The sequence below is a fragment of the Curtobacterium sp. Arg-1 genome (assembly GCF_025643395.1).
Lineage (GTDB): Bacteria > Actinomycetota > Actinomycetes > Actinomycetales > Microbacteriaceae > Curtobacterium > Curtobacterium poinsettiae.
This window is the reverse complement of the sequence record NZ_CP095731.1, coordinates 2,877,978-2,903,440: the sequence shown is the minus strand read 5'-3', so window position 1 is coordinate 2,903,440 and position 25,463 is coordinate 2,877,978. Positions and strand designations below refer to the sequence as shown.

Sequence of the window (25,463 nt, the reverse complement as noted above, 5' to 3'; positions counted from 1 at the left end):
GGTTGTCGAGCTCGGAGCGGGTTGCGCCGCGCACCGTCCACCCCTCCTTGATCTCTCGGTCTCGGTCTCGCTTACGCGGGGTGAACAGCTTGTGAGCGTCTTCCGCGGTGGGGTGACTGAGTCCGCCAATCGCTGATCCGTCGATGCACCCGCAGGGCATGACGAGGAACCAGTGGGTCGGGATTGTGAACGTGGTCGTGGATACGGCGCTCATCGCTGCACCCCGACTCGTTCGGTGAGGTCGCCGGCGGTCTTCGCCCACCAAACGTCGTGTTCGTGGCTGCCGACGGGGTGGGGGTTCTTCAGCAGGTCGCCGTTGTACGCGGCGACGAGGTTCGCGGTGCGCTGCTCTTCGACGAGCGCGAGGGCCGCCTGCGCCTGCGAGACGCCGAGGTAGTAGCTGGCCAGTTCGTACTTGCCGGCGACTCTGGCATCGCCGCTTGCTTCGAGCGCTTCCTTCGACCGTTCGAAGTGCTGATTCGTGGTGGTCATGTTCAGCCTCCTGGGCATGCGTGTTGACGCGCTCCCTCGGGTGGGGCGCGGTGATGGTGGACGGCGGCGGTTAGTCGCAGTCCGTGGGTTCGTCGTGTTCGGCGGCGCGGGCGATGGCCTTGCCGAGTGCGTCGTCGTCGAGGTCTTCGGCGAGCCAGCAGACGGGGCACGCGCAGGCGACGCCGTGGGCGGTCAGGGGAACCGCTCGCCGCAAGACGCGCATGATGAGTGCGACAGGTGATGCGTGACTGCCCAGCGGGGGTGAAGTCCGCAGAAGCAGAGCACTCGGTCCCACCACCGCGCGCTCATGCGCTCATCCGTTCGTCGGCGGAGAGGATCGCGGCGGCGAACGGGGCAGCTGCGTCGTGGAATGCTCCGCCCTCAATGTCAGCGAGACGGAGAACACGGTCGATCGCGTCGAGCAGGTCGGGGTTGCCCGCGGTACCGACGATCAGGGGGATGTCGTGCTCGGCGACCGTGCCCGCTGGCAGAACTACCGAATCCGCGTTGCTCTCGCTGTAGACGTCCGGGGTGTCCACCGCTCCAAACGACTCTCCACGGTCAAGATCGACGACCCACTGTCCGGCAGTGGCGTCCTCGCGCCACTTCGCGAGCACGTCGCGTGCTTGCTGGATGTCGGTCATGAGTCCTCCTTGTTGGGCGAGTTGACGACGGCGTGCACTCGGAACAGCGCGCCGACGAACGTGACGACGACAGCCCAGACGAGGACCGTCCAGATGACCGGCGGGCAGTCCTCAGCAGACGCGAACACCGCGCACACGAGGGACGTGTACACGAGCGCCATCGCGAGCCTCATGCCGCCACCCCCTGCTTCTTCGCTGCCCGGTCGCTGTGGCACTTCCGGCAGCAGTTCCACCCGTGCTGCTCGACGAACGAATGCTCGATGCGGCTGTGACCGTTGCGGCACACCTCACCGGCTGCGTACGTCCGCTCCGTGTTCACGATCCGCTCGTACGGTTCCAACCCGAGCGCCTGCAACGCCGTCGTCAGGTCATCGCCGGCAAGTCGTGCGCCGAGCAGTTCCCGGACGACGCTCTCGTCTGTGGCCGTCGGTCGTGCTGTGGGCCGCGGGTCGACCATGCGCAGATCGGCCGGTGCGAAGTACGCGGTCATGACGTCACCGTCCACAGGTGCGAACGGTTACCGCTGGCCGTCTTCCCGAACTGCGGCTCACCCGCATCGTCCGTGAAGTAGTGCACGAGACGCTTGTCCTCGAGCTCCTTCCGCCGCGACCTGATCGACGACGGCGACGGCATCGTCCACGCATGCACCCGGGCGAGGCGGCTGTACGTCGCGATGATCCCCTCATCCGTGATGCCGGAACCGAACAGGCTCGAATCGCGGATGATGTCCAGGATGCGGGACTGGACCAACGTCACCGCCTGCACCGATCTCGCAGCGGCATGCGACGTGGACGGGTCCTCAGTGCGTGCTGCGGGGCTCATGCGGCGGCCTTCGCGACCTGCTCCGCGATCACCAGTCCGTTGGTGCGCGTGTTCGGCTGGACGAGTCCCTGCTGCCGGTCGATGAGGTCTGCGTTGAGGATGGCGAGCTTCGCGTCGAGTCGCCCCTGCTGAGCGTCGGACGCCCTGGTCTTGGCATCCCGGAGCGCGGCGATTGCGGCGTTGATGGTTGCGGTTGCGTTGTACACGGGGGTCTCCTTCGATCGTGTGGATGTGGTGAAGCGGCCACCTAGGACTTCGGGTGAACTAGGTGACCGCTTGGTGCCCCCGCCGCGGTTCGAACGCGGACGATCCCGACTACGACTCGGGGGCTGTGTTGCTAGGTGCTCGGTGATAGCTCGAGCTGCTTCCGGATGAGCCGAAGCACTTTCAGACTCGGGGTGAACCATTCGCCGTTCAGTCGGAAGGCATCGAGTGCCTGATGCATCTGCCGCTCGAGCTCGAAACCGCCGGGGACAGTGCCCAGCACATGGAGAGGCTCGGAAGACGACGTCCTCAACGAGTTCAGTCGGCTGGTGAGGTTGCGGCTGCAGCCGATCTTGATCGGACCGCTACTGCCCTGCTGGATGAAGTAGACGACTGAGGATGAGCGCGCCTGTGATCGGGCTTGGGCCGCTCGCACCGCGTCGCGAAACTGGTCGTTGACAATCCCAAGCCATGTTGGGTTCGCCCAAGCCGCGTCTCGGAACGCCTGAAACTCTGGGTCGTCGAGTGCAACTGTCGCCCCGATCGGGTCGTACCGGATGTCTGCTAGTTCCATGTGGCAGCGCCGGAGTCGAACCGGTTACTGCCGCCTGCCGGCAGGGACATACCTGCCGGACGTACACACGCGGACGCTCTCTCCTGGCGTCACACCTTTTAGACGCCGTGTAGGGAATTGAATCCCCGTACCCGTGCGGTCCGCGTGCTTGTCTGTGTTCTCGAATCGCCCCGTACGTGGAGGCCTCACCACCGATCAACACCGCCTGTGACGGGGGCTACTGGTGGGTCGCGTGCCGCGCTCCGAGCGCGACAAGTAACGCCCTTGTTGGGCGTCAAGAATTGGCAGCTGCTAGGCAGCCGGCCTTTCAGACGGGAGTGATGCGAGCCAGCGCTCGCCCTCTGTCTTGGAGATGATCGGCTTGCGGCCCGCCTTGGTGGGGTAGGCCGGGATCAGATCACCAGAGTCGATCGCCTTGCGGATTGTGTCGACGCTGAGGTCGACCGCTGTGGCGAAGTTGGGGATTGAGTAGGCGAGCTTCTCGAGAGTGTTCATGCTGCGGCTCCTGCGAACAGGTCTTCGGGGCGCAAACGAAGAACGCCGCTGACGCGCACGATCTCGGGCATCGTGAGCTCTCCGGTGTGGAGGTGCTCAACGAGGCTCGCGACGGGCACGCCAGCGGCGTTCGCAACGGTTGCGGTGTCGGTGCCGGATGCGACGATCGCGGTGGCGATCGTCTCGGCGGTCCTCCTGAGGTTCATGATTGACACGCTACAGGTCAAAGTTGACCTGCGCAAGCACGCACAACATGTTTTTCGCCAGATTTGGCGTCCTGGCGCGCTACTCTGGCGTGGTGGCTAACGCAGCAGACTTCATCACGCCCGCGCTCGCAGACGTCCTGACCGGCGCTTACAGCAAGAAGGGTTTGACGCTGGTGGCGCTCGCAGATCGAACGGGCATCAGCGTTTCCACGCTGGGGCGGTACTTCAACGGCAAGTCTCACCTCACGGGCCCGGCGTTCCTCAAGATCGTGGAAGCGATCGGTGACCGCCCGGCACTCGACCTGTACGCGGAAGCACTGCGTGATGCGGAGAAGATGGCTGCCGAAGCCGAGCGAGTGTCAGGGGTGTCTGTGCACAATCCCGTCATCCCGCTGCGGAACCGCTCTGTTGATGACCTGGAATCGTCTGGAGACGCACGGGCGGCTATGTCGCGTGACGCTGAGTCGGACGAGCCGGAGGATCAGGCACCGTAGGGAGAGGCAATGGTGGGGCACTATGACCCGTACGTACACGCCGAACAGTTGGGCATCGAGGTCATCCACCGGAGGCTCCGGACAGCAAACGGGTTCTGGTACCCAGACCACAACCTCATCGTGATCCGGCAGGGTATGCGCGCCGTCCACGATCGCTCGGCGCTGGCGCACGAGCTCGCCCATGCGCACCTCGGCCACCGCGAGTCGTCCCCGAAGCACGAGAAGACGGCCGACCGCTTAGCGGCCGGCCGTCTCATCAACGCCGGTGAAGCTCTTGCTGTGTGTCAGTGGACTGATGACCCGGCGAAGATCGCCGCCGAGCTAGGAGTCAGTCTCCGTCTGTGGCGTGTCTGGTTCGACACCTACGGTCAGGAGCTTGGACATCTTGGTGAGGGCGTCGCGTAGTGCCCGCTGGTTCCCGCGGGACCGGTAGCGCCGGGACATCCCGATGGTGGAGTGCCCGACGATCTCGGTGATGACTGCTTCGGGGACTTCGGCTTCGTAGAGCAGGTCGACTGTGGTGTGTCGGGCGTCGTGCAGTCGGGCGTCGTTCACGCCTGCCCGTGACAGAAGCGCGTGCCATGCCCGGTTGTCGACGCCGGGGTCGATGGGGGAGCCATCGAGTGGGAGCATCTCGCCTTGCGGTGTTCGCTTCTGTTCCGCGGTCCACACGAGTCCGTGCGGGTTGGGTTCGGTAGCGGCAACTGCAATGCGCCGTTCGATGATCTCCCGCAATGGGTCGACGAGGGGGATCACGCGCCACCCTGCTGCCGACTTCGGGCGTGACAGGAACAAGCCCCCCGTGAGGTGTCGATGCTCCCAATCCACAGGGGCGTCGAGGAACCGTTGCGGGCAGTCAGTGCCGCGCTTCCACGGGCACTTCGGCTGTCGCGGGTTGCTCTTGTTGCAGCCGTGCGCCCACGTGAGCCGTTGCAGCTGCCAGGAGAGGTCGAGGTGTTCCGACACCCGATCAATCTCGAGTCCGAGCACTTCCCCCTGGCGAGCGCCGGTCAGCAGTGCTGTCGCCCACCGCGAACCCATGCGGTCGCCGGGGCGTGCCGACTCCTGCAGGATGCGGACACCAGCATCAAGGTCGAGTACGGCGAGGTTGGTCTGCGCTCGTCGTGGTGCATCTACCAGGGTGGTGACGTTACGGGTGACGCGTCCTTCTCGTTCGGCGTCGCGGAGTGCGGTGCCGAGGATGCGGTGTGCTTGTAGTGCGGTGGTGGATGACAGTCCCTTGTCGGTGATGGCGTCGTGCATGCGGCGCACGTGTAGTGGCTCGAGCTTGTCGAGCCGAGTCGCACCAATAGCTGGGGTGATGTGGTTGTCGATGATGCCGCGTTGAGTGGCGATCGTCTTGGGTCGTACGCGCTTGCTGTGTATCTGGTCGAACCAGTGCCGCAGCCATGATTCGAGTGTCTGCGATGCGGTGGGCAGGTCGCCTACCTTCGCGAGATCTTTCTGCAGTTCGCGGAGCTTCGTCAGTGCGACGCGCTTGTCCTTGGATCGGACGAACTTGCGCCGCCGTTCCCCGTTGCGGGGAGGGAGCTCTACCGTGGCCTGCCAGAACTTCAGCGGCTTGCTGGTGTCGGCAGGCACACGGAAGAGTGCGCCTTCGCCTTTACCTCGCGTGATGCGTGCCATCACGTCTCCTTCTCCTGTCGTGCGCGGTCCATTGACCGCCGAGCACTCCTACGTGGGTGAAGGCCGTGGGCCTCCTACGTCGGTGGTTGTGTGTAACGTCCACTTCTGTTCCTCCTGTGCTTGCTTCACGGGTGGGCGTGAGGGCTGGTCCGTTGCCGCGGGCCGGCCCTCGTTCGGTCTAGTGCTTGAGTAGCCAGAGCAGCGGATCACATGAGCGGCAGAACTTGATGCCGTTTTCCCGAGCTGATGCGATCTCGGCCCGAGGTTGCGTGTCAGCCCAAAGCCAGGGGTTGACCTTGACGTCTTTGACTCGCGCACAAGTCCGTACGTGCACCATGTCGTGGTTGCGCACGAGCTTCGATGTGAAGTGCTCCGGCGTTTGCAGGTAGCTGTCTGTGGCGCTCATCACGCCCTCCTTCTGCGGTGCATCCGTGTATCCGTTCGGTGTATCCATCAGCCCCAGCCTGTGTCGGCTTGTGCTGGCATGTTTGAGAGCCTAGCAGTCAAATCTGACCCGTGTCCAGCCAGTCTCGCATGTTTCTTCTGACTACGGATCAGAAGGTTGGGGGTTCGAGTCCCTTCGAGCGCACAGTACGAAGAAGGGCCCCGGTGGACACCACCGGGGCCCTTCTCCGTTCCGGCCGGCGAGGGCCAGATCCCGGCGAGGGTCAGCCCGCGGCGTGGTGCGGGTAGTCGGCGGAGCGGCCCTGGAACGCCAGGATCGCCGGGTTGCGGATGTGTCCGTCCCCGATCTCGATCGCCCGGCGGATCGTCTCCGACCCGGCCCAGGCGTCGGCGCCCGACATCACGGTCCGCAGGAACGGCAGCAGCGCCTCGCTGATCTCCCAGGTCGACGAGTTCCAGAGCATCGACGGGCTGTGGTCGACCGCGTAGTAGTTGGTGGTGCCGCCGACGGTGGTCATCGGTTGCGCGAAGGACGTCGGGTGCGCCCAGCTGAACCCCATCCCCTCGTCGACGGAGACGTCGACGACGAGGCTCCCCGGACGGAAGGCCGCCAGGTCCTCGGTGCGCAGGAACACCAGGGGCGCGTTGGGGTCCTGGAGCGTGCAGTTCACGACGATGTCGTTCTCGGCCAGGTACGGCGCGAGCGGGACCGGCCCGTCCGGGGTGCTGACCACGCTGTCGAACGGCGGTGCGTCGGTCTGCCCGAAGTGCAGGATGTCGACGGAGGGGATGGGTGAACCGACGGCCGCGATGTCCCGGTTGGTCAGGACGCGGACGTCGTGGATGCCGTGTGCGTTCAGGGCGGTCACCGCACCGCGGGCCGTGGCACCGAACCCGATGACGACCGCGGTGAGCCGGCGCCCGTAGTCGCCCGTCGACCCGCAGAGCTGCAGTGCGTGGATCACCGAGCAGTAGCCGGCGAGTTCGTTGTTCTTGTGGAACACGTGCAGGCCGAAGCCACCGTCGTCACGCCAGTGGTTCATCGCCTCCCACGCGATCAGCGTCAGTCGTTTGTCGACGGCGAGCTGCGTGAGTTCCCGGTCCTGCACGCAGTGCGGCCACCCCCAGAGCACCTGACCGTCACGCAGGTCCGCCAGGTCGGACGGCAGGGGCTTGGGCAGGAGGACGACGTCCGCGGTCGCGATGACCTCGTCACGGTCGGCCATCGCGCCGACGAGTGGTTCGAGCTGGTCGTCCGGCACGCCGAAGCGAGCGCCGTACCCGCGCTCGAGCGTCATCGCTCGGCGAAGGGCCGGATCGATGCGCTCGAGGTGGGCCGGGTGGATCGGCAGGCGGCGCTCGTCGGCCTTCCGGGAGTCGGCGAGCACCCCGAGGTGGAGCAACTGGTGCGCTGGCGCTGTTTCGGTCATGGTGCACTGTACGGTGCAGGCCGACCACGGGTGCGCCGGACGGGACGACCGCTCAGGAACCGGGCGAGTACGGCCGGGCCGCGTCGATGATCTCCGGGGCACGCTCGATGCCGAACGACGTGAAGAGCGGCGACCACAGGGCCTTGAGCTGCGCGACGAGTTCGTCGTCGGTCAGCTGTGTCGAACCGTCCACCATGCCCAGTGTCGTGTTGAGGAGCAGCAGGACCGACGGCTGGACCTCGGCCGCGTCGACGTCAGCGGCCGCCACCCCGGCGCTGACGAGCTCGCCGCGCGTCATCTCGAACCAGTCGAAGCCGCGCGGCACCGGCACGCCGGCCTTGCCGAGTTCGTGCAGGAGCCGCACGGCGCCGCCCGCGACCGAACCCCTGCGGACGTCGATCCCGGTGGTCAGGAGGAACACGGTCAGGCGCTCGAGCCCGGGCTCGGCGGGCAGCGCGTCGAACAGTTCACGCCAGCGCTGCTGCTGCAGCTCGATGACCGCCGTCGCCAGGTCCTTCTTCGACGGGAACAGGTGGTACCCGATCGCCGACTTCGGCTTGCCCATGGCCTCGGCCACGCGGGAGAACGTGGTCGCCTCGTAGCCGAAGGCCGCGAACTGTTGCCCTGCGGCGTCGATGATGGCTCGTCGAGACGCCTCCATGGCGAGCTGCCGCTGGTTCATCTGGCGCGGTGTCCTTCCTCGCCCGGGATCGAGCGGTCAGTGAACACCACATCCTAGGGCCGCTCACTCCTGCGGCCCGTCACCCCGTTCGGGTCAGGCGGCGCAGAACGTGTTCCACGCCACGTCGATCCCCTTCCGGTGCAGCGAGTCGAGTCCGACGTCGAGGTGCTTCCGCTCCGCGTCCACCAGGTGCGCGCACCGGTGGTCCTGGGCCACGGTCTGCAGCTGGCCGAGCGCGGTCACCAGGTCGGTGTCGATCGCGTCGAGCTGGGGCCGGATGGTCGCCAGGTCCGGTGCCGTCGTCGGTGCGGTCCACGGGTTGTGCGTCCAGTGGTTGATGAGGCCGCGCTGGACGACCTTGCTCGCGGCGATCTGTGCGCGGACCACCCGGGTCACCAGGACGGGGTCGACGCCCTGCTGCTCGGCCAGGGTCACCGCTTCGTCGACGACGGCCTGTTCGCGCACCGGGTCGGCGACCGGCTTGCCGCTCAGCCACTTCGACTCGGCCACCGGGTCGGCGAGCTCGAGTCGACGCAGGATGAGCGCGCCGAGGGTGTCGAGCTGCGCCGTCGACGCCGCGGGACCGGAACCGTCGTGGGAGATGGTCATCGTGGAACCCGTCGGTTCAGCCGAGGTGGACAGGGTGTCGGCGTTCGCCACCGACGTGGGCAGTGCGATGCCCGCTGCGAGCAGGCCGAGGGCGAGCGCGGTCGCGGCGCTCCGGCGGGCGCGCTGACGGGCGGAGGTCGAGGTGGTGGGGTGTGCGGTGTTCACGGGGTTTCCTTCCCGAACCGGCGCCGGAAGCGTCGGGTCAGATCGTCGATGATCGGTTTGATGACCTCGTCGTAGAACGGGTAGACGCCGAAGTGGTCGGCGCCCTCGTCGCAGTAGCAGTCCATCGAGATGGCCTCCTCGAAGTTCGAGAAGACGTAGGTGGCACGGTGCGGGAACACTGCGTGCGGCTCGTCGTCACGCGGGGTCGTGGTGGTCACGGCGGTGCTCGATCCCGGTCAGCAGCCGTCAGCCGGCCAGGCGTGCCGCGGGGACGCCCGGGTCGCGCCCGGAGACCACCACGGCGTCGATCTCGGTGGACCCGTTCCCCGACCCGACCGTGCGGTTCTGGATCTGGTTGAGCGCCCAGTTGCCCGGCAGGGACTCGAGCTGGTTGCCCGCCCACGCCGGCGACATCCCGGCGACGAACGAGAAGTGCGCGAGTCCGGAACTGCTCACCGCGGTGCACGTGGCACGGGATCCGTAGACGCCCTGCTTGTACAGGTTCCCCCGGCCCCGCAGGCCGGCTGCGACGCCGCGGAAGTACGGCACCACGAGCGACTCGTCCTGCGCGGCGGTGGCGTCGAAGTCGGCGGCGAAGTAGATGGTGGTCTGCTTGGGGATCCCGAGTTCCCGAGCGGCGTCGTGGGCGCGGTGGGCGTCCTTGACGCCCTGCTCCTCGGTGAACCACGAAGCGGCGAACCCGCCCTCCTCGAAGATCGGCCACAGCCCGAGCCCGGCACTCGCCATCACGCGCAGTTCGTCGGGCGTCAGGGCCTTGTCGAGCGCCCCCGACCGCTGGTGGTTCGTCAGGTAGCGGCCGACGCCGGTGGCGCCGGATGCGCGGACGGCTGCAGCGCGCGCGTCGTCGAGGCGCACGGCGGTGTCGGCCCCGGTCGTGGCCCGGTCGGGGTCGCCCGTGCTCGCTGCCAGCGCCGCCCACGTGCCGGCGTCGCACGTCCCGGTCTGCTCGGCGGGCGGGAACGCCTGGAACTGCTGGAACGCACGGACCACCGCGGCGTCCGCCGCGGAGTAGGCGCTGCTGAACACGACGCGCTCACCGTTCAGCACGAGGAGCGCCTTGACGAGCAGCACCCAGGCGCCGGTGGCCCCCACGCCGACGACGCTCGGTCCCGCGGCGCGGAGTGCAGCAGCCGTCCCCGGACCCCAGGCTCCGTCGACCGTGACGCCGACCGCGACCTGCACGGCGCGGATCGCTGCCGCGTACGTGCTCGTGTCGACGACTCCGCTCGTGCTGCCGTACGCGCCGCCGACCGCCTCGGCGTACGTGCGGTTGAGGTACTGCTGGACGGTGCGGACCGATCGGGACCCGCCGGAGGCGAGCCGCACCGGGTCGACGGTCAGGAGTGCGCCGAACAGGTGGGCCGACAGCGGGAGCCCGCCGGGAGCTGCGCCCAGGTCGGACCGCAGGGCCTCGGCGGCCGCGACGGTGGCCGCGTCGAACGCACCGGTGAGCGAGACGGTCGACGCGCCCTTGCAGATGAGTCCCGCCTGGACGAGCCGGCGCCAGGTCTCGGCGTCGTCGCCCGTCTCGGCGCCGACGTCCCCGTGCTGCTCGAGTTTCTGCCGTGTCGTCGGACCGAACGTCGCGACGACGGGGGAGATGCCGAGGAGCGACTGGGTTCCCTGCACGATCCCGAGCACGGTGCCGCTGCCGGTCAGTCCGTCCTCGTCCACCTGCACCCACCCGTGCACGTGCCCGAAGGTCTTGTTGAGCCAGCGCTGCACGGCCAGGACACCCGCGTCGGCCGAACCGGAGGTGCCGGTCGACCCGGGGAGCCGGCCGAGCCGGAGGGGGTCGCCGCGTCGGCCGGGGCCGCGAGCGTGGTCGTGACGAGCGGGACGGCGGCGGTGATGCCGATGAGCGCAGTTCGGCGCGAGATGTGCACGGGGGTGCCCCTTCAGTTGCCTCGAGCGTCCGCTGGCCACCGATCACGCTGTGCGATGCTGATGGCTGCGGCATGGTCCGAGCAACTTCGTCCCTCAACTTGGGACGGTCCTGCATTTCAACAGACGATCGACTGATGAAGCGCTCAGTCCGACAGAACGGACGGGAGGCCCGTGGCGGTTTCGCCACGGGCCTCCCGTCCGTTCCGTCCGTTCTGTCGGTGCGTCGACTACGCGACGGTCGCGCGCGCCTCGGCGAGCGACGGGTAGTCCGTGTAGCCCTCGGCGGTCGCGCCGTAGAAGAGCTCCGGACGCGGCTCGTTGAGCTCGGCGTCGTGCTCCCAGCGGTGCGCGAGGTCCGGGTTGGCGATCGCGGCGCGGCCCACGGCGACGGCGTCGGCGTGGTCGCCGTCGACGAGCGTGATGGCCTCGTCGCGGGTGGTGAGCGACGAGAAGCCGGAGTTCACGATGAACGGGGCACCGGTGGTCCGGCGGATGTGCTGCACCAGGTCGCCGGTCGGCTCGGCGTGCAGGACGTCGACGAAGGCGAGCCCGAGCGGCGCGAGGCCCTCGGCGACGGCCGTGTAGGTGGCGCGGACGTCGTCGGCGTCGTCCTCGATGACGCCCTGGATCCCGTGCTCGGGCGACAGGCGGATGCCGGTGCGCTCGGCGCCGATGGCCTCGGCGATGGCCGTGGTGACCTCGATCGCGAAGCGCGCGCGGTTCTCCGGGGAGCCGCCGTACTGGTCGGTGCGGGTGTTCGACACCGGCGACATGAACTCGTGCACCAGGTAGCCGTTGGCACCGTGGACCTCGACCCCGTCGAGCCCGGCGGCGATCGCGTTGCGGGCGGCCTGCACGAAGCCCTGCACGGCCTCCTGCACCTCGGCGGTGGTCAGCGCGTGCGGGACGGGCATGTCGGCCTTCGAGCCGTCGGCCAGGTGCGTCTGGCCGGGAGCGGCGACGGCGGACGGGCCGACGATGCGCGGCGTCTGCGAGATGTCGGTGTGCGAGACGCGGCCACCGTGCATGAGCTGCATCACGATCGTGCCGCCTGCGGCGTGCACGGCGTCGGTCACGCGGCGCCAGCCGGCGATCTGGTCGTCGGTCTCGATGCCGGGCTGGCCGGGGTAGGAACGGCCCTCCTGCACGGGCCAGGTGCCCTCGGTGATGATCATGCCGAGGCCGGCGCGCTGCCGGTAGTGCTCGACGAGCAGGTCGTTCGGGACGCCGTGCTCACCGGCGCGGGTGCGGGTGAGCGGGGCCATGACGACGCGGTTCGACAGGGACAGGGCACCGATGTTGGTGGGTTCGAAGAGCTTCACGTCAGGGGGAACGACGAGTTGTCCGATGCAATTCCGTCTCGGAGCAGTTCTTCAGGCAGCGCCGTCAGTCGCGCGGGCACACCAGCGTCGACGAGCGCACCTGACCCTCCGGCCGGATCACCTGGTGCTGGGAGAGGGGCTTGCCGCACAGGGGGCAGCCCCGGTCGATCGTCCGGTCGTCGATGCCCTCGGGGCGGCCGGCGCCGATCTGCGAGGGGCCCATCTTGTCGATGAGCGTCGTGTTCCATCGTTCGTACCACTGGCCGAAGCGTCCCACGGTGCATCCTTTCGTTCGTGCACGAACCATTATGGCACTGATGGTCGCGGATCACACCTGGTCGACGCGTTCCAGCAGCTCGGTCAGTTCGTCCTTCAGGGACTCCAGGCGAGCGAGTGGCCACCCGAGCCGGTCGGCGACGGCCAGCGGCACCGCCTGGGCGCGGTCGCGCAGGGCGTGTCCGGCGGTGGTCAGCGAGACCTCGAGCTGGCGTTCGTCGGCGGCACTGCGCGTGCGGCGGACGTAGCCGGAGGCCTCCAGTCGCTTGAGCAGTGGGCTCAGCGTCGCGGAGTCGAGTCGCAGCTCGCCGGCGATCTCGCGCACCGACCGCGGGTCCCGTTCCCACAGGGCGAGCATCACGAGGTACTGCGGGTGGGTCAGGCCCATGGGTTCGAGCAGGTCGCGGTACAGCCCGATGACGCTGCGGCTCGTCGCCGCCAACGCGAAGCAGAGCTGCCGGTCGAGCGCGAGCGGGTCCGGTGCGGTCTGGGTCATGCGCCCAGGGTACTTCGTTCGTGCACGAAGTGGTCTGAGGCGCGGTGGTGGCGCGTCCATGCAGGGACAGGTATCGACAGAACACCAGTCGATCGACGCGTGTTCTGTCGCGCGTTGCGGACGCATCAGGTGCGGACGCATGCGTCGGGGCGGTGGGCGCAACGGCCTGGAGGCCCGGTGCCGGTCTCGTGGACCGGCACCGGGCCTCCAGGGTGGTTGCGCTGGTGCGTCGACTACGCGCGGTGCGCGGGCGGGTGCCCCGAGTCGTGTGTCGTCGCGTCCGGCTCCACGGGGAGTGCGTGGGTGCCGGTGTGCGTGTCCTCGTGCCCGGCGACCGGGTGGGAGCGCTCGAGCTTCGCGCCCTCCACGTCGACGTCCGGCACGATGCGGTCGAGCCACTCCGGGAACCACCAGGCGCTCTTGCCGAGCAGGTGCATCGCCGACGGGATGAGCAGCATGCGGACGACGAAGGCATCGATCAGCACACCGAACGCCAGCCCGAAGCCGATCGGCTTGATGGTGGACGAGTCCGAGAAGATGAAGCCCGCGAACACCGAGATCATGATGATCGCCGCTGCTGTGACCACCGCGCGACCCGCGTGCAGACCGCGCTGGACGGCCACCTTCGCGCTCGCGCCGTGGGCGTAGGCCTCACGCATGCCGGACACCAGGAACAGCTGGTAGTCCATCGCCAGACCGAACAGGATGCCGATCTCGATGATGGGCAGGAAGCTCAGGATCGGTGCCGGGTCGTGCACACCGAAGACCGAGCCGAGCCAGCCGAACTGGTAGATCGCGGTCAGACCACCGAACGACGCCAGCACGGACAGGATGAACCCGGCGGTGGCGGTGATCGGCACGAGGAACGACCGGAACACGATGATCAGGATGATCAGCGACAGTCCGACGACCACCACGAGGTAGAGCGGCAGCACGTTCGACAGCTTCTCGGACACGTCGATGTTCGCCGACGCGTTGCCTGCGACGCCGAGCGTGACCTTGCCGTCGTCGGTGGAGACGGTCTGCTCGCGCAGGTCCTTCACGACGTTCTCGGTCGAGACGCTGTCCGGGCCGCCCGAGGGCTTCACCTGGAACGCGACGATGTCACGGTCCTTCGACGCACCGATGGGCAGCACGGCCTCGACGTCGTCGTTCTTCGCGATCGCCTGGCCGATGGTGACCTCGGTCGCGGTGACGTCGCTCTTGCTGATCGACTCCGGCAGGGTCGCCACGACGAGCAGCGGGCCGTTCTGGCCGGCGCCGAACTCCTTCTCGAGCGTCTTGTAGGCCTTGTACTGGCTGGAATCGACGGCCTCGGACGATCCGCTCGGCAGGCCGAGGCGCATCTGGGTCGCCGGCAACGCGATGGTGCCGAGCACCGCGACGCCGAGGACGAGCGTGATGACCGCGCGCCAGCTCGACATCGGCTTGTTCGGGATCCGCGTGGAGTCGGTGTTGCCGATCTTCGCGCGCTCCTTCTTCCGCAGGATCCGCATGCCGATCAGCGACAGCAGGGCCGGCGTGAAGGACGTCGCGATGAGGATCGCGAAGAGCACCGCGACCGCACCGACCGTGCCCATCAGGCCGAGGAACGGGATGCCGGTGATGTTCAGGGCGAGCAGCGCGACGATGACGGTCGCACCGGCGAACACCACGGCGTTGCCCGAGGTGCCGTTCGCGAGCCCGATCGACTCGTGCACCTGCATGCCCTGCTTCAGCTGGGTCCGGTGCCGGTTCAGGATGAACAGCGAGTAGTCGATGCCGACCGCCAGGCCCAGCATCACCCCCAGCACCGGCGTGACCGAGATGAACTCGACCACGCTCGAGAACGACAGGGCGGTGAGCGAGGCGACGCCCACGCCCAGGACGGCACTGACGAGCGGGACCGCGGCGCCGATGACCGTGCGGAGCATCAGGAGCAGCACGATCGCGGCGATGATGACACCACCGATCTCACCCGGTCCGAGGATCGACGGCACACCCTGCGCGATGTCGTTCGAGACGTACACGTTGACGCCCCGGATGTCGGCCGACTCGGCGTCGTCCGCGATGGCGGTCTTGGTGTCGGCGGGGACCTCGTAGGTCGACGTCGTGAACTGGACGGTGCCGATCGCGGCGCTGCCGTTGTCCGACACGAAGCGGATGTCCTTCGACAGGTCGAGCAGGTCCGAGCCCTGTTCGAGCTCCCGCTCGTTGTCGTCGAGCTTCTGCTTGTTCGTGTCGATCTTCTTCTGGGCGTCGGCGATCTGCTGCTCGCCGGCGTCGATCTGGGCCTGCTGGGCGTCGATCTGCGCCTGGGCCTGCTGGAGCTGGGCCGCTGCGGCCTGCGCCTGCGCGGCGGGGACGGCTGCGCCCCCGGCTGCCTGCGCCTGGGCCTTCTGCGCGTCGAGCTGTGCCTGCGCGTCCGCGATCTTCTGCTTGCCGGACTCCAGCTGCGCCTTCTGCGCGTCGAGCTGGTCCTGGCCGGTCTCGATCTTCGCGCGGCCGGACTCGATCTGGTCGCGACCGTCGACGATCTTCTGCCGCTGGTCGTCGAGCCGGTCCTGCGTCGCGAAGCCGCTCGTCGTGCCCTTGACGCCGTCGAGCTTCTCGAGGCTGATCAGGAAGTCGTCGATCTCGGACTGCTGCGAGGACGAGAACGCCTTGCCGTCCTTCGTCTCGAAGACGATCGTGCCGTTGCCGCCGTTCGCCGACGGGAACTTGTCGGCGAGCTGGTCCTGCACCTGACTGGTCTTGGTGTTCGGGATGGTGATCGACGACGAGATCGTCCCGGCGAAGAGCGTGTACGTGACGCCCGCGACGGCCATGATCACGACCCAGGTGATGATCACGAGCCAGTGGCGTCGTGCGGAGAACCGTCCGAGACGGTAGAGGAGACCGGCCATGCGGAGTGCCTGCGGTCCTTTCGTTGTCAGGTGCTGGTGGTGCGGGGTGCGCCGGTGGACCCCTGGGGGACGAGGAGGTGGGGTGGTGTCAGTCGTCGGCCATGTAGCCGCTGCGGACGCTGTGCACGAGTCGGGCGAGCAGGTCGTCCCACGCGTCGAGGGCGGGCTGGTCGAGGTCGGGGCCGGACGTCGCCAGCCAGTGCTCCGCGATGACGACGATGCCGCTCATGAGGCCTTCGACGAGCAGCGCTGCGTCGAGGGGGTCGGCGGCCGGGTAGCGCCGGGCGACCTCGTGCCGGAGCCGTTCGGTCACGCGTGAGAACGCCGTCTGGGTCAGGACCGCGGCCTTCGGGTCGTCCTTGCCGGGGTCGCCGAGGATCCGGTACATGCCGGCGATCGCCGGGGCCAGGTCGGCGCCGCGGGCCGCGGACTCGAGCTCGTCAAACATCGACGCCCGGCTGCCGTCGCCCACCGGCGTCCGGGCCATGTCGGCGAGGAACCGGTCGATGATGACGGACAGCTCCTGCTCGCAGACGGCCAACAGGACCTCGTCGAGCGAGGCGAAGTGGTTGAACACGGTGCGCCGGGCGATGTCGGCCCGGGCGGCGAGGTCGTCCACGCTGAAGTCGCGTCCGCCGCGCTCGTCGATCAGGTCGCGGGCGGCCTGCAGGATCGCCGCGCGGTGCTTCGCCTTGAGGGCGGCACGGCGGTCGGTCACGATGGTCACGAGAGGGAACACTAGGTGCATCGATGCACTCGGTGCAATGAGGCTCGGTGCTTCCCCAGGTTCGTCCCCCGGCGTGAACGTCTGTGCTGCACCGGTGTTCAGGCGGAGGTGTCCGGTGCCAGACTGGACCGACGAACCACCGTCGTACGAAGGAGTACCCGATGCCCGTCCGCCTGTCCCCGGAGACCCTCGACGAGATCGCCGCGAGCGGTGTCGCCGTCCCCACCTACGACCGCGCCGGGATCACCGCCGGCATCGTCCACTTCGGCGTCGGAGGGTTCCACCGCGCGCACCAGGCGATGGTGATCGACCGGCTCCTGCAGCAGGGCGAGGCCCGCGAGTACGGCATCTGCGGCGTCGGCGTGCTCGAGCAGGACCGCCGGATGGCGACCGCCATGGCCGAGCAGGGCGGCCTGTACACGCTCGTCCTCAAGCACCCGGACGGCACCCGCGAGTCCCGCGTCGTCGGCAGCATCGTCGAGTACCTGCTCGCCGTCGACGACCCCGACGCCGTCGTCGAGAAGATGGCGCACCCGGACACGAAGATCGTCAGCCTGACCATCACCGAGGGCGGCTACAACTTCGACCACGTCACGGGCGAGTTCGTCGCCGACGAGCCGGGTGTCGCCGCCGACCGGCGCGGCGACGGCCCGCCCCGCACGGTCTTCGGCCTGGTGGTCGAGGCTCTGCGCCGCCGACGGGACCGCGGGCTGGAACCCTTCACCGTGATGTCGTGCGACAACATCCAGGGCAACGGGCACGTCGCCCGGTCGATGTTCACCGCCTACGCCCGGCTGCAGGACCCGGCCTTCGCCGACTGGATGGACGAGCACGTGGCGTTCCCGAACTCGATGGTCGACCGCATCACCCCGGTCACGGCCGACGAGGACCGCGCCTGGGTCCGCGACGAGCTCGGCATCGACGACGCCTGGCCCGTCGTCGCCGAACCGTTCTTCCAGTGGGTGCTCGAGGACGACCACCCCGCGGGCCGGCCGCCCTACCAGGACGCCGACGTGCAGATCGTCGAGGACGTCGAGCCGTACGAACTCATGAAGCTCCGGCTCCTCAACGCCAGCCACCAGGGGCTCTGCTACTTCGGGTACCTGTCCGGCTACCGCTACGCGCACGAGGCCACACAGGACCCGGCGATCGCGACCTTCCTGCGCCGCTACATGGACGAAGAGGGCGCACCGACGCTGCACCCGGTGCCCGGCATCGACCTCGATGAGTACGAGTCGACCCTGATCGAGCGCTTCCAGAACCCCGAGGTGCGCGACACCCTCGCCCGGCTCTGCGCCGAGTCGAGCGACCGGATCCCGAAGTGGCTGCTCCCCGTCGTGCGCGAGAACCTGGCCGCCGGTCGGCCCGTCACGCTGTCCGCCGGCATCGTCGCGTCCTGGGCCCGCTACGACGAGGGCACCGACGAGTCCGGCGAGCCCATCGAGATCGTCGACCGGCTCGCCGAGCCCCTGCACCGCATCGCCCTGACCCAGCGCGAGGACCGCCTCGCCTTCATCGCGAACCGCCAGGTCTTCGGCGACCTGGTCGACGACGAACGGTTCGTCGCCGCCTACCGCGACGCCCTGGACGGGCTCATCGCGGACGGCGCGCACGCCACCGTCACGCGCCTGTCGCGGTCCTGAGACGCGACCGACGAACGGACGGGAGGCCCGTGGCGGCGCCGCCACGGGCCTCCCGTCCGCCTGCTGGCGGCTGCCGTCAGACGCTCACCGCGCGACGTCGTCCCACGGCACCGGGGTGGTCTCGCCCGTCTCCCAGTCGCGACGCAGCACGCCGTAACCGACCGACCCGACGGCCGGGCCGCCGTCGACGGGCCACGCCTCGCGGTAGTGGGCCTCCTGCACCCAGCCGGCACGGACGAAGACCCGGCGCATGGCGGTGTTGTCCTCGCGGGTCTGGCCCTCGAAGCGCGTGATCGCCGGCATCGTCGTGAACACGTGGTCGGTCACCGCACGCAGGGTGGGGACCCCGAGGCCGCGGCCCCGGAACCGACCGGCCAGGCGCAGGTCGAACAGGGGGACGGGGTCGGCGAGGTCCTCGAGGCGGACCAGCCCGATGCGTCCGAGCTCGTCGTGGTCGAGCCAGGACGTGTCGTGCTCCTCGTCGCGGTAGGCGCCGGAGTCGACGGCGCTCGCCGCGTCGGCCGCGCTGATGCGCCGTCGGACGTGGAACGGGAACTCCTCGGACGTCAGGAACGCGAGCAGCTCCGGGCGGTCGGCGCCGGTGGGGTCCAGGCGGGTGAGTCGGACGGCGGGAGCTGGCATGCCGCTCAGGGTAGTTGCACGGTCGTCGGGCAGGCTCGGGGCGTGCGAGGTGGGACGGGGACGACGACCACAGCCCTGACGGCCCTGGTGCTGGTCGGACTGGTGGGGTGTTCCGGCGAGCCGGGCGGTGCGTCGGCTCCTGCTTCTGCCGCTGCGTCGGCTCCGGGTGCAGCGGCGCCGGCGACCGACCCGGCGACCGACCCCGCCACCGCGCGGGCCTTCGCGTCGCTCGAGCGGCGGTACGACGCTCGGCTCGGCATCACCGCGGTCGACACCGGCAGCGGCCGGACACTCGTGCACCGTGCAGGGGAGCGGTTCGCGTTCGCGTCGACGGTGAAGGTGTTCATCGCGGCGGCGGTCCTCGACGCCTCGTCCGACGCCGACCTGGCGACCGTCGTGCACTACGACCGCGGTGACCTGCTCGAGTACGCGCCCGTGACGAGCGAGCACGTCGACACCGGGATGACGGTCCGGGAGCTCATCGACGCGGCGCTCCGGTCCAGCGACAACACCGCTGCCAACCTGCTGGTGGAACGGCTCGGCGGGCCGGACGCCGTCGAGCGGTGGCTGCGCGGCATCGGCGACCGGACGACCCGCGTCGACCGGGTCGAACCCGACCTGAACCAGGCGACGCCGGGCGACCGGCGTGACACGACGACGCCGGAGCGGTTCGCGGCCGACCTGCGGGCGGTGCTGCTCGGGGACGTCCTCGACGCTGCCGACCGGCGGGTGCTCCGCGACGCGATGCTCGGCAACACGACCGGGGACGCGACGATCCGTGCCGGGGTGGACCCGTCGTGGCGGGTCGCCGACAAGACCGGCACGGCGTCCTACGGGGTCCGGAACGACATCGCGGTCGTGACGCCGCCGGGACGAGCACCGATCGTGCTGGTGGTGATGACGAGCCGGGCCGATGCCGCCGCGGAACCGTCGGATGCACTGGTCGCCGCGGCGACCCGGGCCGCGGTGGCCGGGCTGACCGGCTGAGCCGCACGCCTCGCGGAGCGTCGCGGGACTACCGGAGTGTGCTCGCCCAGCGCCCGATGGTGTCGTACGCCCGTTCCCGGACGTCCGGCGCGGACAGGACGACGTCGTGCAGGGCCCCCGCGAGCCGGCGGACCGTGACCTCGTCACCGAGGGAGAGCGCACGGTGCGCCACCGTGTCGACGTTCAGGGCGACGTCGGCCCGCGCCATCCCCGGGTCCCACCGCGGCTGGAGCATGCTCTTGTCGCTCAGCATCACCAGGGTCGGGACCGTGATGCCGAGCCCCTTCTCGACCTCTGCCTGACCGTCGAAGACCGCGGCGAGCCACCCGGGGTGCAGGGGGAAGCCGCGCTCCGGCCGCCACTGCTGCTCGTAGGTCCACGACCCCTCGCCCTCGGCCGAGACGGTGCGCGTGTAGAAGCCGGGGTCGACGGCGGGCATCGGCGCGAGCGGGTTCCGGCGCGCGCCGAGCCTGATGACCGGTGCGACGATGGCCCGCCCCACCGCGGTGGCCTGGAACTCGAGCCACGGGCTGTTCAACACCAGGCCGTGCACGAGCTCCGGGTGCCGGGCCGCCCACAGCGACAGGGTCAGACCGCCCGTGGAGTGGCCCATCGGCACGAGCTTGCGGCGGTCCGAGCCGGGGTGCTCGGCCGAGATCGCGTCGAGCGCTGCGGCGATGTCCTCGTCGTACACGGCCAGGTCGTCGACCATGCCCGGGGTCTGGTGCGGACGCAGACTCCGACCGTACTTCCGCAGGTCCAGCGCGTGGAACCGGGCGCCGAGCCGCTCCAGGCGTTCGGCGAGCTCGACTTGGAAGAAGTAGTCCGACCAGCCGTGCACGTAGAGCACGTCGACCCCGTGCAGGGGCCCGCGACCGTGCAGCAGCAGGTCCGTCGGGGTGTGCCGTCGGCGGACCAGGGTGGCGACGACGGGGCCCTCGGAGTCGGTGCCGAGCGGCAGTTCGAGCCGCTCGTACGGTGCTCCGAGCACGTCCTCGTGCCACCTCTGGTCCGTCATGCGGCGAGCGTATCCGGCGCCGGTGCGGGCGGTGCTGGTGCGGGGGTGTGCGGCCGTCACCCGGCCAGGACCACGACCTTGCCGCTGATCCGTCCCGCGGCCGCCTCGTCGTGCAGGGACGGCAGCTCGGTCAGCGGGATGCGCCGGGTGACCTCGACCGTGAGCGCCCCGGCGTCGACCAGGGACACCAGCTCCGCCAGGCGCTCGCGGTTGCGCAGGACGAACACCGTCGCCGCCCGGACCCCGCGTGACTCGTCGTCCGGCGTGGCCATGAACGCCGTGGTGCTGACGACCGCGCCGCCGTCGCGCACGACGTCGACGAGTGCTGCGAAGTCCTTCGGGTCGATCGGGGCGAGGTTGAGGAGCACGTCGACCGGCTCCGTCACGGCGGCGCGGACGTCGGTCGTGGTGTGGTCGATCACCTCGTGGGCACCGGCCGCCCGGACGGCCTCGATGCTGCGCGGGCTCGCCGTCGCGATGACGTGGACGCCGGCGCGGACGGCGAGTTGGATCGCGTACTTGCCCACCACGCCGCCGGCGCCCATGACCAGCACGCGCTGGCCTGCCTCGAGCCGCCCGTCGTCGAACAGTGCCTGCCACGCGGTGAGTGCCACCGAGGGCAGCGCCGCCGCGTCGGGCAACGGGATGCTCGTCGGTGCGGCGACCACCGCGTCCGCCGGGGCGATGACGTACTCGGCCGCCCCGCCGTCGAGCTCCATCGGCAGGAACGCGACGACGGCGTCCCCGACCGCGATCCCCTCGACGCCGTCGCCGAGCGCGTCGACGATGCCGGACACGTCGTAGCCGGGGACGTGCGGCAGCTGGATCGGGATCGGCAGGAACCCGCCCCGCATCCCGTTGTCCGCCGCGTTGAACGCCGAGGCGGCGACGCGCAGTCGCACCTGCCCGGCGCCCGGGGTGGGCTGCTCGACGTCCTCGGTGCGGAGCACCTCGGGACCGCCGACCTCGTGGAACCGTACTGCCTGCATGATCGTGCCCTTCGTCGGTGTTGCCCATGTGCTTCGAGTTCGAAGCAACTGACGATGACGCTAGCACTGCTTCGAACTCGAAGCAACGGGTAGGATGGATCCCGTGACCGACGCGCCGAACTCCCTGACACCGACCCAGCTCGGGGCGTACTTCGCCTTCACCGAGGTGAGCAGCCTGCTGCGCCACGCGGTCGAGCGGCAGCTCCGCGACGTGGGCGGCCTGAGCTACGTGCAGTTCCAGCTGCTCGCCCGGCTCGGTGACGCTCCGGGCGGGCAGCAGCGCATGACCGACCTTGCCGACGGCGTCGTGTACAGCCGGAGCGGGCTGACCTACCAGGCGCAACTGCTCGAGCAGCGCGGGCTGGTCACGCGCGGTCCCTCGCCGGACGACGAACGCAGCACGGTCGTGACGATCACCCGGGCCGGTCGTGACGTCCTCGCCGCGGTCTTCCCCGGACACATCGAGGCGCTGCACACCCTGCTGTTCGCGTCGATGTCCGACGCGGACGTCGACGACCTCGCACGGATCCTCGGGGGAGCGGCGGAGCACCTGCGCGCGAACCCGCCACGCTCCGCGGGCGCGCGCCGGCGCAGCTGACGGAACGGTCGTACCGCGCGGGTCACGCCCGATCGTCGCGCCGGTGGGGTCCCCGTTCTAGCTGCGGGGAGCCCGCACGAAGAACAGCGTGATGGCGCCGAGGACGACCGCGGCGACGATGAGCGCCCAGGCGAGCAGGACGACCGGCCCGTCCCAGGGGGAGACGAGCAGTCCGACCCCGATCACCAGGGCCACGGCGGCGCCGATCAGGGCGAGGCGGTGCGGTCGTACCGGAGCGGTGCGTGTCACGGCACCCAGGGTACGCGTGCGCGGCCGGTGGTGCGGAGCGAGCAGGGACGATCGGTCACACGGTGGCGCGCATCACCCACCGCCACTTCGCGATGCGGCGGTCGCGCACGAACCCGAACTGCGTGAACAGTTCTTCCGGTCCGGTGTGCAGGTACGCCCCGCGCTGCGGTTTCCGCTCGACCGTCTGCTCCGGGTAGGCCTCGACCGTCCCGCCGCCCGCCCGGCGGATCTCGTCCAGGGCCGTGGTGACCGCGGCACGTGCGACACCGTGGCCGCGGTGCCGGGACTCCACGAACACGCAGCCGATCCGCCAGTCCGGCGGGGTCGAGGCGTCGCGGGCGTACGCGCCCGGGTTCAGGATCGTCGGCAGCTCGGCCGGGCGTCCGAACTGGCACCAGCCGACCGCGGTGCCGTCGGCGTAGACGAGCACCTGGTGGTTCGTGCCGTCGCGCACGTGCCGGTGCTTCGCCTCCTGGTGGGACACCGTGGGGTCCGGTGTGCCGCGCGGGCCGTCCGGGTGGAAGCCGATGCACCAGCACCCGCCCCACACGCCGTTGCTGCGGGTCACGAGCGCGGCGAAGTCGGGCCACGTCTCCTCGGTGAGCATCGCCGTCGAGTACTCCATGCGCCGATCATGCTCCGCACGGGCGGCGAGCGCCGAGCGGCGACCGACCCCGGCACTTTCCCAGCGGACACGACGGTGTTCCGCGGGGAAGTCCCGGCGCCCACCCGAGCAGGACTGCGGGCCTCTCCGGACCGCGCCGACGGTGGCGCGGACGAGGGGGAACGACATGACGATGCGACGTGCAGGGGGAGCCGCGCTCGGCTTCGTGGGTGGCAGCGTGCTCGCCGGGTTGCTGGTGAGCGTCGGGGTGACGCCGGTGATCGCGGTCGCCGGCGTCGGCACGACCTCGGCGATCGGGGTGTTCGAGTCGTTGCCGGAGGACATCGAGATCGGGCAGCTCCCGCAGCGCAACCAGATCTGGGCGTACCGCGGCGGCGAGCCGGTGCACCTGGCGAACGTGTGGGACCAGGACCGCCAGGAGCTCACGCTCGAGCAGATCAGCGACCACCTGGAGCACGCCGCGGTGGACGGCGAGGACAAGCGGTTCTACGAGACCGGCGGCGTCGACGCGACGTCCGTCGTCCGGTCGCTCGTGAGCGTCGCCACGTCCGGGACCGAGGGCGGGTCGGGTGGTTCGACCCTGACGATGCAGCTCGTGCGGAACATCAAGATCCAGCAGGCCAGCGAACTGCCCACCGCCGAGGAGCGCGAGGCCGGGTACGAGGAGGCGACCAGGCGGACGCCGCAGCGCAAGCTCGCCGAGATGAAGCTCGCGATCAGCCTGGCGAAGCAGTACACGAAGCGGCAGATCCTGGCGGCGTACCTGAACATCGCCTACTTCGGCGACCAGACCTACGGCGTGCAGTCGGCGGCGCAGCACTACTACGGCAAGTCGGCGAGCGACCTGACCCCGGCCGAGGCGGCGTCGCTCATCGCGATCGTGCAGTGGCCGGAACGACGGGACCTGTCGACGCCGGACCACCACCGCGACAACGCCGCCCGGCGGAACGTGATCCTGCGGTCGATGCACGAGCAGGGGCACCTGTCGGCCGAGGAGTACCGCACGGCTCGGCTGTCCCGTGTCGCCGACTCCGTGCACCTGACGGCACCGCAGCAGGGGTGCGAGGCGGTCGAGGTGGGCGCTGCGTTCTTCTGCGACCACGCGGAGACCATCGCTCAGCGGCTCCCGCAGCTCGGCGCGACGAAGCAGCAGCGGGCGGACGCCTGGCGCACCGGCGGGTACCGGATCCAGACCACGCTCGACCTCGACCTGAACGCGGAACAGAAGCGGCTGCTCGACCGGTACGACCCGAAGACCGAGACCCGGCTGGCACTCGGGGCCACGTTCAACACGGTCGAGGCAGGGACGGGCCGCGTGCTGACGATGGCACAGAACACCGACCACGACCGCTCGTCCGACGCGCCCCGCACCGCGACCTCGCTGAACTACGCCACCGACGAGGCGGACGGCAGCTCCACCGGCTTCCAGACCGGGTCGACCTACAAGATGTTCACCCTGCTCGCGTGGATCGAGGCCGGCCGCAGCCCGGACACCGTCGTGGACGGCACGCCGCACCCGCACAGCGAGTGGACCGCGTGCGGGGAACCCGCCTCGGCGTTCTGGCAGCCGAAGAACGACTCAGCCGGGCAGCGTGGTCCGTACTCGGTCCGGTCGGCGACGGCGCAGTCCGTCAACGCCGCGTACCAGTCGATGGCCGAGCAGCTCGACCTGTGCGACATCCGCGACGTGGCCGAGCGGCTGGGGGTGCACCTGGCGAGCGGCGGCGAACTGCCGTGGAACCCGGGGTCGTTGCTCGGCACCGAGAGCATCGCCCCGCTCACGATGGCCTCGGCCTACGCCGGCATCGCGAACGGCGGGCGGTTCTGCGCACCCGTGGTGATCGACCAGGTCGTCGCGCCCGACGGTGAGGAGCTCGGCGGACAGCCCCGCTCGTGCACGCAGGCGGTGTCCCGGCAGACCGCGGCCACCGCGTTCGACGTCATGCAGGGCGCCTTCCGCGGCGGGACGGCGAGCGGTGGGCAGACCCCCGACGGCGCGACACTGTTCGGCAAGACCGGCACCACGGACGCGGCCGACCAGGTGTGGTTGGTGGGCGGGACCTCGGGTGCCGTCACCGCCTACTGGCAGGGCAACACGGACGGCGCGAAGCACAACCTGCGGACGTTCTCCAACGGCCAGGGCGGCACCTACGCCGGGTCGCGTGCGGCCGTCTGGCGCGACGCGCAGACGGCGGTGAACGCGGCGCTGCCGGTCGGCTGACGGCCCGG

At 69.7% G+C, this 25,463-nt stretch carries 33 protein-coding genes; 6 read left to right on the top strand and 27 right to left on the bottom strand.

Going from position 1 to position 25,463, the window contains the following annotated elements; genetic code table 11:
* Window positions 1-210: 210 nt before the first annotated feature.
* From MXD64_RS13775 to MXD64_RS13730, 10 genes are all read right to left on the bottom strand, one after another.
* Window positions 211-492: a hypothetical protein gene (locus tag MXD64_RS13775; RefSeq protein WP_263136595.1), complete on the bottom strand. Its 282-nt coding sequence runs from the start codon at window positions 490-492 to the stop codon at window positions 211-213.
* Between the two features lie 70 nt (window positions 493-562).
* Window positions 563-706 (bottom strand): hypothetical protein, encoded by a 144-nt coding sequence (locus tag MXD64_RS13770; protein WP_263136594.1) that lies wholly within the window; start codon window positions 704-706, stop codon window positions 563-565.
* 91 nt (window positions 707-797) lie between these two features.
* Window positions 798-1,136, bottom strand: a complete 339-nt coding sequence (locus tag MXD64_RS13765) for a hypothetical protein (RefSeq protein WP_263136593.1) — start codon at window positions 1,134-1,136, stop codon at window positions 798-800.
* Complete coding sequence (locus MXD64_RS13760) at window positions 1,133-1,309, bottom strand: FUSC family protein (RefSeq protein WP_263136592.1); 177 nt, start codon at window positions 1,307-1,309, stop codon at window positions 1,133-1,135. Before MXD64_RS13760 ends, MXD64_RS13765 begins: the two co-directional genes overlap by 4 nt.
* The gene (locus tag MXD64_RS13755) at window positions 1,306-1,626 is read right to left on the bottom strand and encodes a hypothetical protein (RefSeq protein WP_263136591.1); all 321 of its coding nucleotides are present in this window, start codon (window positions 1,624-1,626) and stop codon (window positions 1,306-1,308) included. The genes MXD64_RS13760 and MXD64_RS13755 overlap by 4 nt, the downstream gene beginning before the upstream one ends.
* Entirely contained in the window at window positions 1,623-1,958 is a 336-nt protein-coding gene (locus tag MXD64_RS13750; RefSeq protein WP_263136590.1) for a hypothetical protein, read from the bottom strand. Before MXD64_RS13750 ends, MXD64_RS13755 begins: the two co-directional genes overlap by 4 nt.
* Window positions 1,955-2,164, bottom strand: coding sequence for a hypothetical protein (locus tag MXD64_RS13745; RefSeq protein WP_263136589.1), 210 nt, complete (start codon window positions 2,162-2,164; stop codon window positions 1,955-1,957). Before MXD64_RS13745 ends, MXD64_RS13750 begins: the two co-directional genes overlap by 4 nt.
* Window positions 2,165-2,295: 131 nt before the next feature.
* Entirely contained in the window at window positions 2,296-2,736 is a 441-nt protein-coding gene (locus MXD64_RS13740) for a GIY-YIG nuclease family protein (RefSeq protein WP_263136588.1), read from the bottom strand.
* A gap of 291 nt (window positions 2,737-3,027) precedes the next feature.
* Window positions 3,028-3,231 carry a hypothetical protein gene (locus tag MXD64_RS13735; protein ID WP_263136587.1) on the bottom strand — a complete coding sequence of 68 codons (204 nt, stop codon included), beginning with the start codon at window positions 3,229-3,231 and terminating at the stop codon, window positions 3,028-3,030.
* Window positions 3,228-3,437 carry a hypothetical protein gene (locus tag MXD64_RS13730; protein WP_263136586.1) on the bottom strand — a complete coding sequence of 70 codons (210 nt, stop codon included), beginning with the start codon at window positions 3,435-3,437 and terminating at the stop codon, window positions 3,228-3,230. Before MXD64_RS13730 ends, MXD64_RS13735 begins: the two co-directional genes overlap by 4 nt.
* A 92-nt stretch (window positions 3,438-3,529) precedes the next feature.
* Here MXD64_RS13730 and MXD64_RS13725 point away from each other — a divergent pair, with 92 nt between their 5' ends.
* Window positions 3,530-3,931: a helix-turn-helix domain-containing protein gene (locus tag MXD64_RS13725; protein ID WP_263136585.1), complete on the top strand. Its 402-nt coding sequence runs from the start codon at window positions 3,530-3,532 to the stop codon at window positions 3,929-3,931.
* Between the two features lie 9 nt (window positions 3,932-3,940).
* Window positions 3,941-4,336 (top strand): ImmA/IrrE family metallo-endopeptidase, encoded by a 396-nt coding sequence (locus tag MXD64_RS13720; protein ID WP_263136584.1) that lies wholly within the window; start codon window positions 3,941-3,943, stop codon window positions 4,334-4,336.
* Here the strand turns inward: MXD64_RS13720 and MXD64_RS13715 are convergent.
* From MXD64_RS13715 to MXD64_RS13660, 12 genes are all read right to left on the bottom strand, one after another.
* Window positions 4,253-5,578, bottom strand: coding sequence for a tyrosine-type recombinase/integrase (locus tag MXD64_RS13715; RefSeq protein ID WP_263136583.1), 1,326 nt, complete (start codon window positions 5,576-5,578; stop codon window positions 4,253-4,255). The two genes, MXD64_RS13720 and MXD64_RS13715, sit on opposite strands and share 84 nt — an antisense overlap.
* 178 nt (window positions 5,579-5,756) lie before the next feature.
* On the bottom strand, window positions 5,757-5,984 hold the full coding sequence (locus MXD64_RS13710) for a hypothetical protein (RefSeq protein ID WP_263136582.1): 228 nt from the start codon (window positions 5,982-5,984) through the stop codon (window positions 5,757-5,759).
* 262 nt (window positions 5,985-6,246) lie between these two features.
* On the bottom strand, window positions 6,247-7,413 hold the full coding sequence (locus MXD64_RS13705; protein WP_031260367.1) for a N(5)-(carboxyethyl)ornithine synthase: 1,167 nt from the start codon (window positions 7,411-7,413) through the stop codon (window positions 6,247-6,249).
* A gap of 52 nt (window positions 7,414-7,465) precedes the next feature.
* On the bottom strand, window positions 7,466-8,095 hold the full coding sequence (locus MXD64_RS13700; RefSeq protein WP_017888351.1) for a TetR/AcrR family transcriptional regulator: 630 nt from the start codon (window positions 8,093-8,095) through the stop codon (window positions 7,466-7,468).
* Between the two features lie 93 nt (window positions 8,096-8,188).
* Complete coding sequence (gene aroQ / locus MXD64_RS13695) at window positions 8,189-8,869, bottom strand: gamma subclass chorismate mutase AroQ (protein ID WP_017888352.1); 681 nt, start codon at window positions 8,867-8,869, stop codon at window positions 8,189-8,191.
* Window positions 8,866-9,087: a hypothetical protein gene (locus MXD64_RS13690; protein WP_017888353.1), complete on the bottom strand. Its 222-nt coding sequence runs from the start codon at window positions 9,085-9,087 to the stop codon at window positions 8,866-8,868. The genes aroQ and MXD64_RS13690 overlap by 4 nt, the downstream gene beginning before the upstream one ends.
* Before the next feature lie 28 nt (window positions 9,088-9,115).
* On the bottom strand, window positions 9,116-10,615 hold the full coding sequence (locus tag MXD64_RS13685; protein ID WP_263136581.1) for a glycoside hydrolase domain-containing protein: 1,500 nt from the start codon (window positions 10,613-10,615) through the stop codon (window positions 9,116-9,118).
* 389 nt (window positions 10,616-11,004) lie between these two features.
* Entirely contained in the window at window positions 11,005-12,099 is a 1,095-nt protein-coding gene (locus tag MXD64_RS13680) for an alkene reductase (RefSeq protein WP_042540613.1), read from the bottom strand.
* Window positions 12,100-12,163: 64 nt separating this feature from the next.
* A complete protein-coding gene (locus MXD64_RS13675) occupies window positions 12,164-12,376 on the bottom strand; it encodes a hypothetical protein (protein ID WP_017888356.1) in 213 nt (70 codons plus the stop codon).
* A 51-nt stretch (window positions 12,377-12,427) separates the two neighbouring features.
* Window positions 12,428-12,871, bottom strand: coding sequence for a MarR family winged helix-turn-helix transcriptional regulator (locus MXD64_RS13670; RefSeq protein WP_017888357.1), 444 nt, complete (start codon window positions 12,869-12,871; stop codon window positions 12,428-12,430).
* 233 nt (window positions 12,872-13,104) lie between these two features.
* Complete coding sequence (locus tag MXD64_RS13665; protein ID WP_263136580.1) at window positions 13,105-15,756, bottom strand: MMPL family transporter; 2,652 nt, start codon at window positions 15,754-15,756, stop codon at window positions 13,105-13,107.
* A gap of 88 nt (window positions 15,757-15,844) precedes the next feature.
* On the bottom strand, window positions 15,845-16,483 hold the full coding sequence (locus MXD64_RS13660; protein WP_017888359.1) for a TetR/AcrR family transcriptional regulator: 639 nt from the start codon (window positions 16,481-16,483) through the stop codon (window positions 15,845-15,847).
* A gap of 161 nt (window positions 16,484-16,644) precedes the next feature.
* Here MXD64_RS13660 and MXD64_RS13655 point away from each other — a divergent pair, with 161 nt between their 5' ends.
* Complete coding sequence (locus MXD64_RS13655) at window positions 16,645-18,126, top strand: mannitol dehydrogenase family protein (protein WP_071251951.1); 1,482 nt, start codon at window positions 16,645-16,647, stop codon at window positions 18,124-18,126.
* Window positions 18,127-18,210: 84 nt separating this feature from the next.
* Here MXD64_RS13655 and MXD64_RS13650 read toward each other — a convergent pair whose 3' ends face one another.
* On the bottom strand, window positions 18,211-18,768 hold the full coding sequence (locus MXD64_RS13650; protein WP_263136579.1) for a GNAT family N-acetyltransferase: 558 nt from the start codon (window positions 18,766-18,768) through the stop codon (window positions 18,211-18,213).
* 42 nt (window positions 18,769-18,810) lie between these two features.
* Here MXD64_RS13650 and bla point away from each other — a divergent pair, with 42 nt between their 5' ends.
* The gene (gene bla / locus MXD64_RS13645) at window positions 18,811-19,755 is read left to right on the top strand and encodes a class A beta-lactamase (RefSeq protein ID WP_159556015.1); all 945 of its coding nucleotides are present in this window, start codon (window positions 18,811-18,813) and stop codon (window positions 19,753-19,755) included.
* Between the two features lie 28 nt (window positions 19,756-19,783).
* Here bla and MXD64_RS13640 read toward each other — a convergent pair whose 3' ends face one another.
* Together MXD64_RS13640 and MXD64_RS13635 are read right to left on the bottom strand one after the other, a co-directional pair.
* Window positions 19,784-20,773 carry an alpha/beta hydrolase gene (locus tag MXD64_RS13640; protein WP_263136578.1) on the bottom strand — a complete coding sequence of 330 codons (990 nt, stop codon included), beginning with the start codon at window positions 20,771-20,773 and terminating at the stop codon, window positions 19,784-19,786.
* A 56-nt stretch (window positions 20,774-20,829) separates the two neighbouring features.
* A complete protein-coding gene (locus tag MXD64_RS13635; protein WP_263136576.1) occupies window positions 20,830-21,762 on the bottom strand; it encodes an NADP-dependent oxidoreductase in 933 nt (310 codons plus the stop codon).
* Window positions 21,763-21,865: 103 nt separating this feature from the next.
* Here MXD64_RS13635 and MXD64_RS13630 point away from each other — a divergent pair, with 103 nt between their 5' ends.
* Window positions 21,866-22,360 (top strand): MarR family winged helix-turn-helix transcriptional regulator, encoded by a 495-nt coding sequence (locus tag MXD64_RS13630; protein ID WP_111109919.1) that lies wholly within the window; start codon window positions 21,866-21,868, stop codon window positions 22,358-22,360.
* A gap of 57 nt (window positions 22,361-22,417) precedes the next feature.
* On the opposite strand, the gene MXD64_RS13625 is transcribed toward MXD64_RS13630, so the two are convergent.
* Both MXD64_RS13625 and MXD64_RS13620 read right to left on the bottom strand, forming a co-directional pair.
* Window positions 22,418-22,609 carry a hypothetical protein gene (locus tag MXD64_RS13625; protein ID WP_140448862.1) on the bottom strand — a complete coding sequence of 64 codons (192 nt, stop codon included), beginning with the start codon at window positions 22,607-22,609 and terminating at the stop codon, window positions 22,418-22,420.
* A 55-nt stretch (window positions 22,610-22,664) separates the two neighbouring features.
* Entirely contained in the window at window positions 22,665-23,234 is a 570-nt protein-coding gene (locus MXD64_RS13620; protein WP_031260377.1) for a GNAT family N-acetyltransferase, read from the bottom strand.
* Window positions 23,235-23,400: 166 nt separating this feature from the next.
* On the opposite strand from MXD64_RS13620, the gene MXD64_RS13615 reads away from it, so the two are divergent.
* Window positions 23,401-25,455 (top strand): transglycosylase domain-containing protein, encoded by a 2,055-nt coding sequence (locus MXD64_RS13615; protein WP_263136575.1) that lies wholly within the window; start codon window positions 23,401-23,403, stop codon window positions 25,453-25,455.
* Window positions 25,456-25,463: the final 8 nt, after the last annotated feature.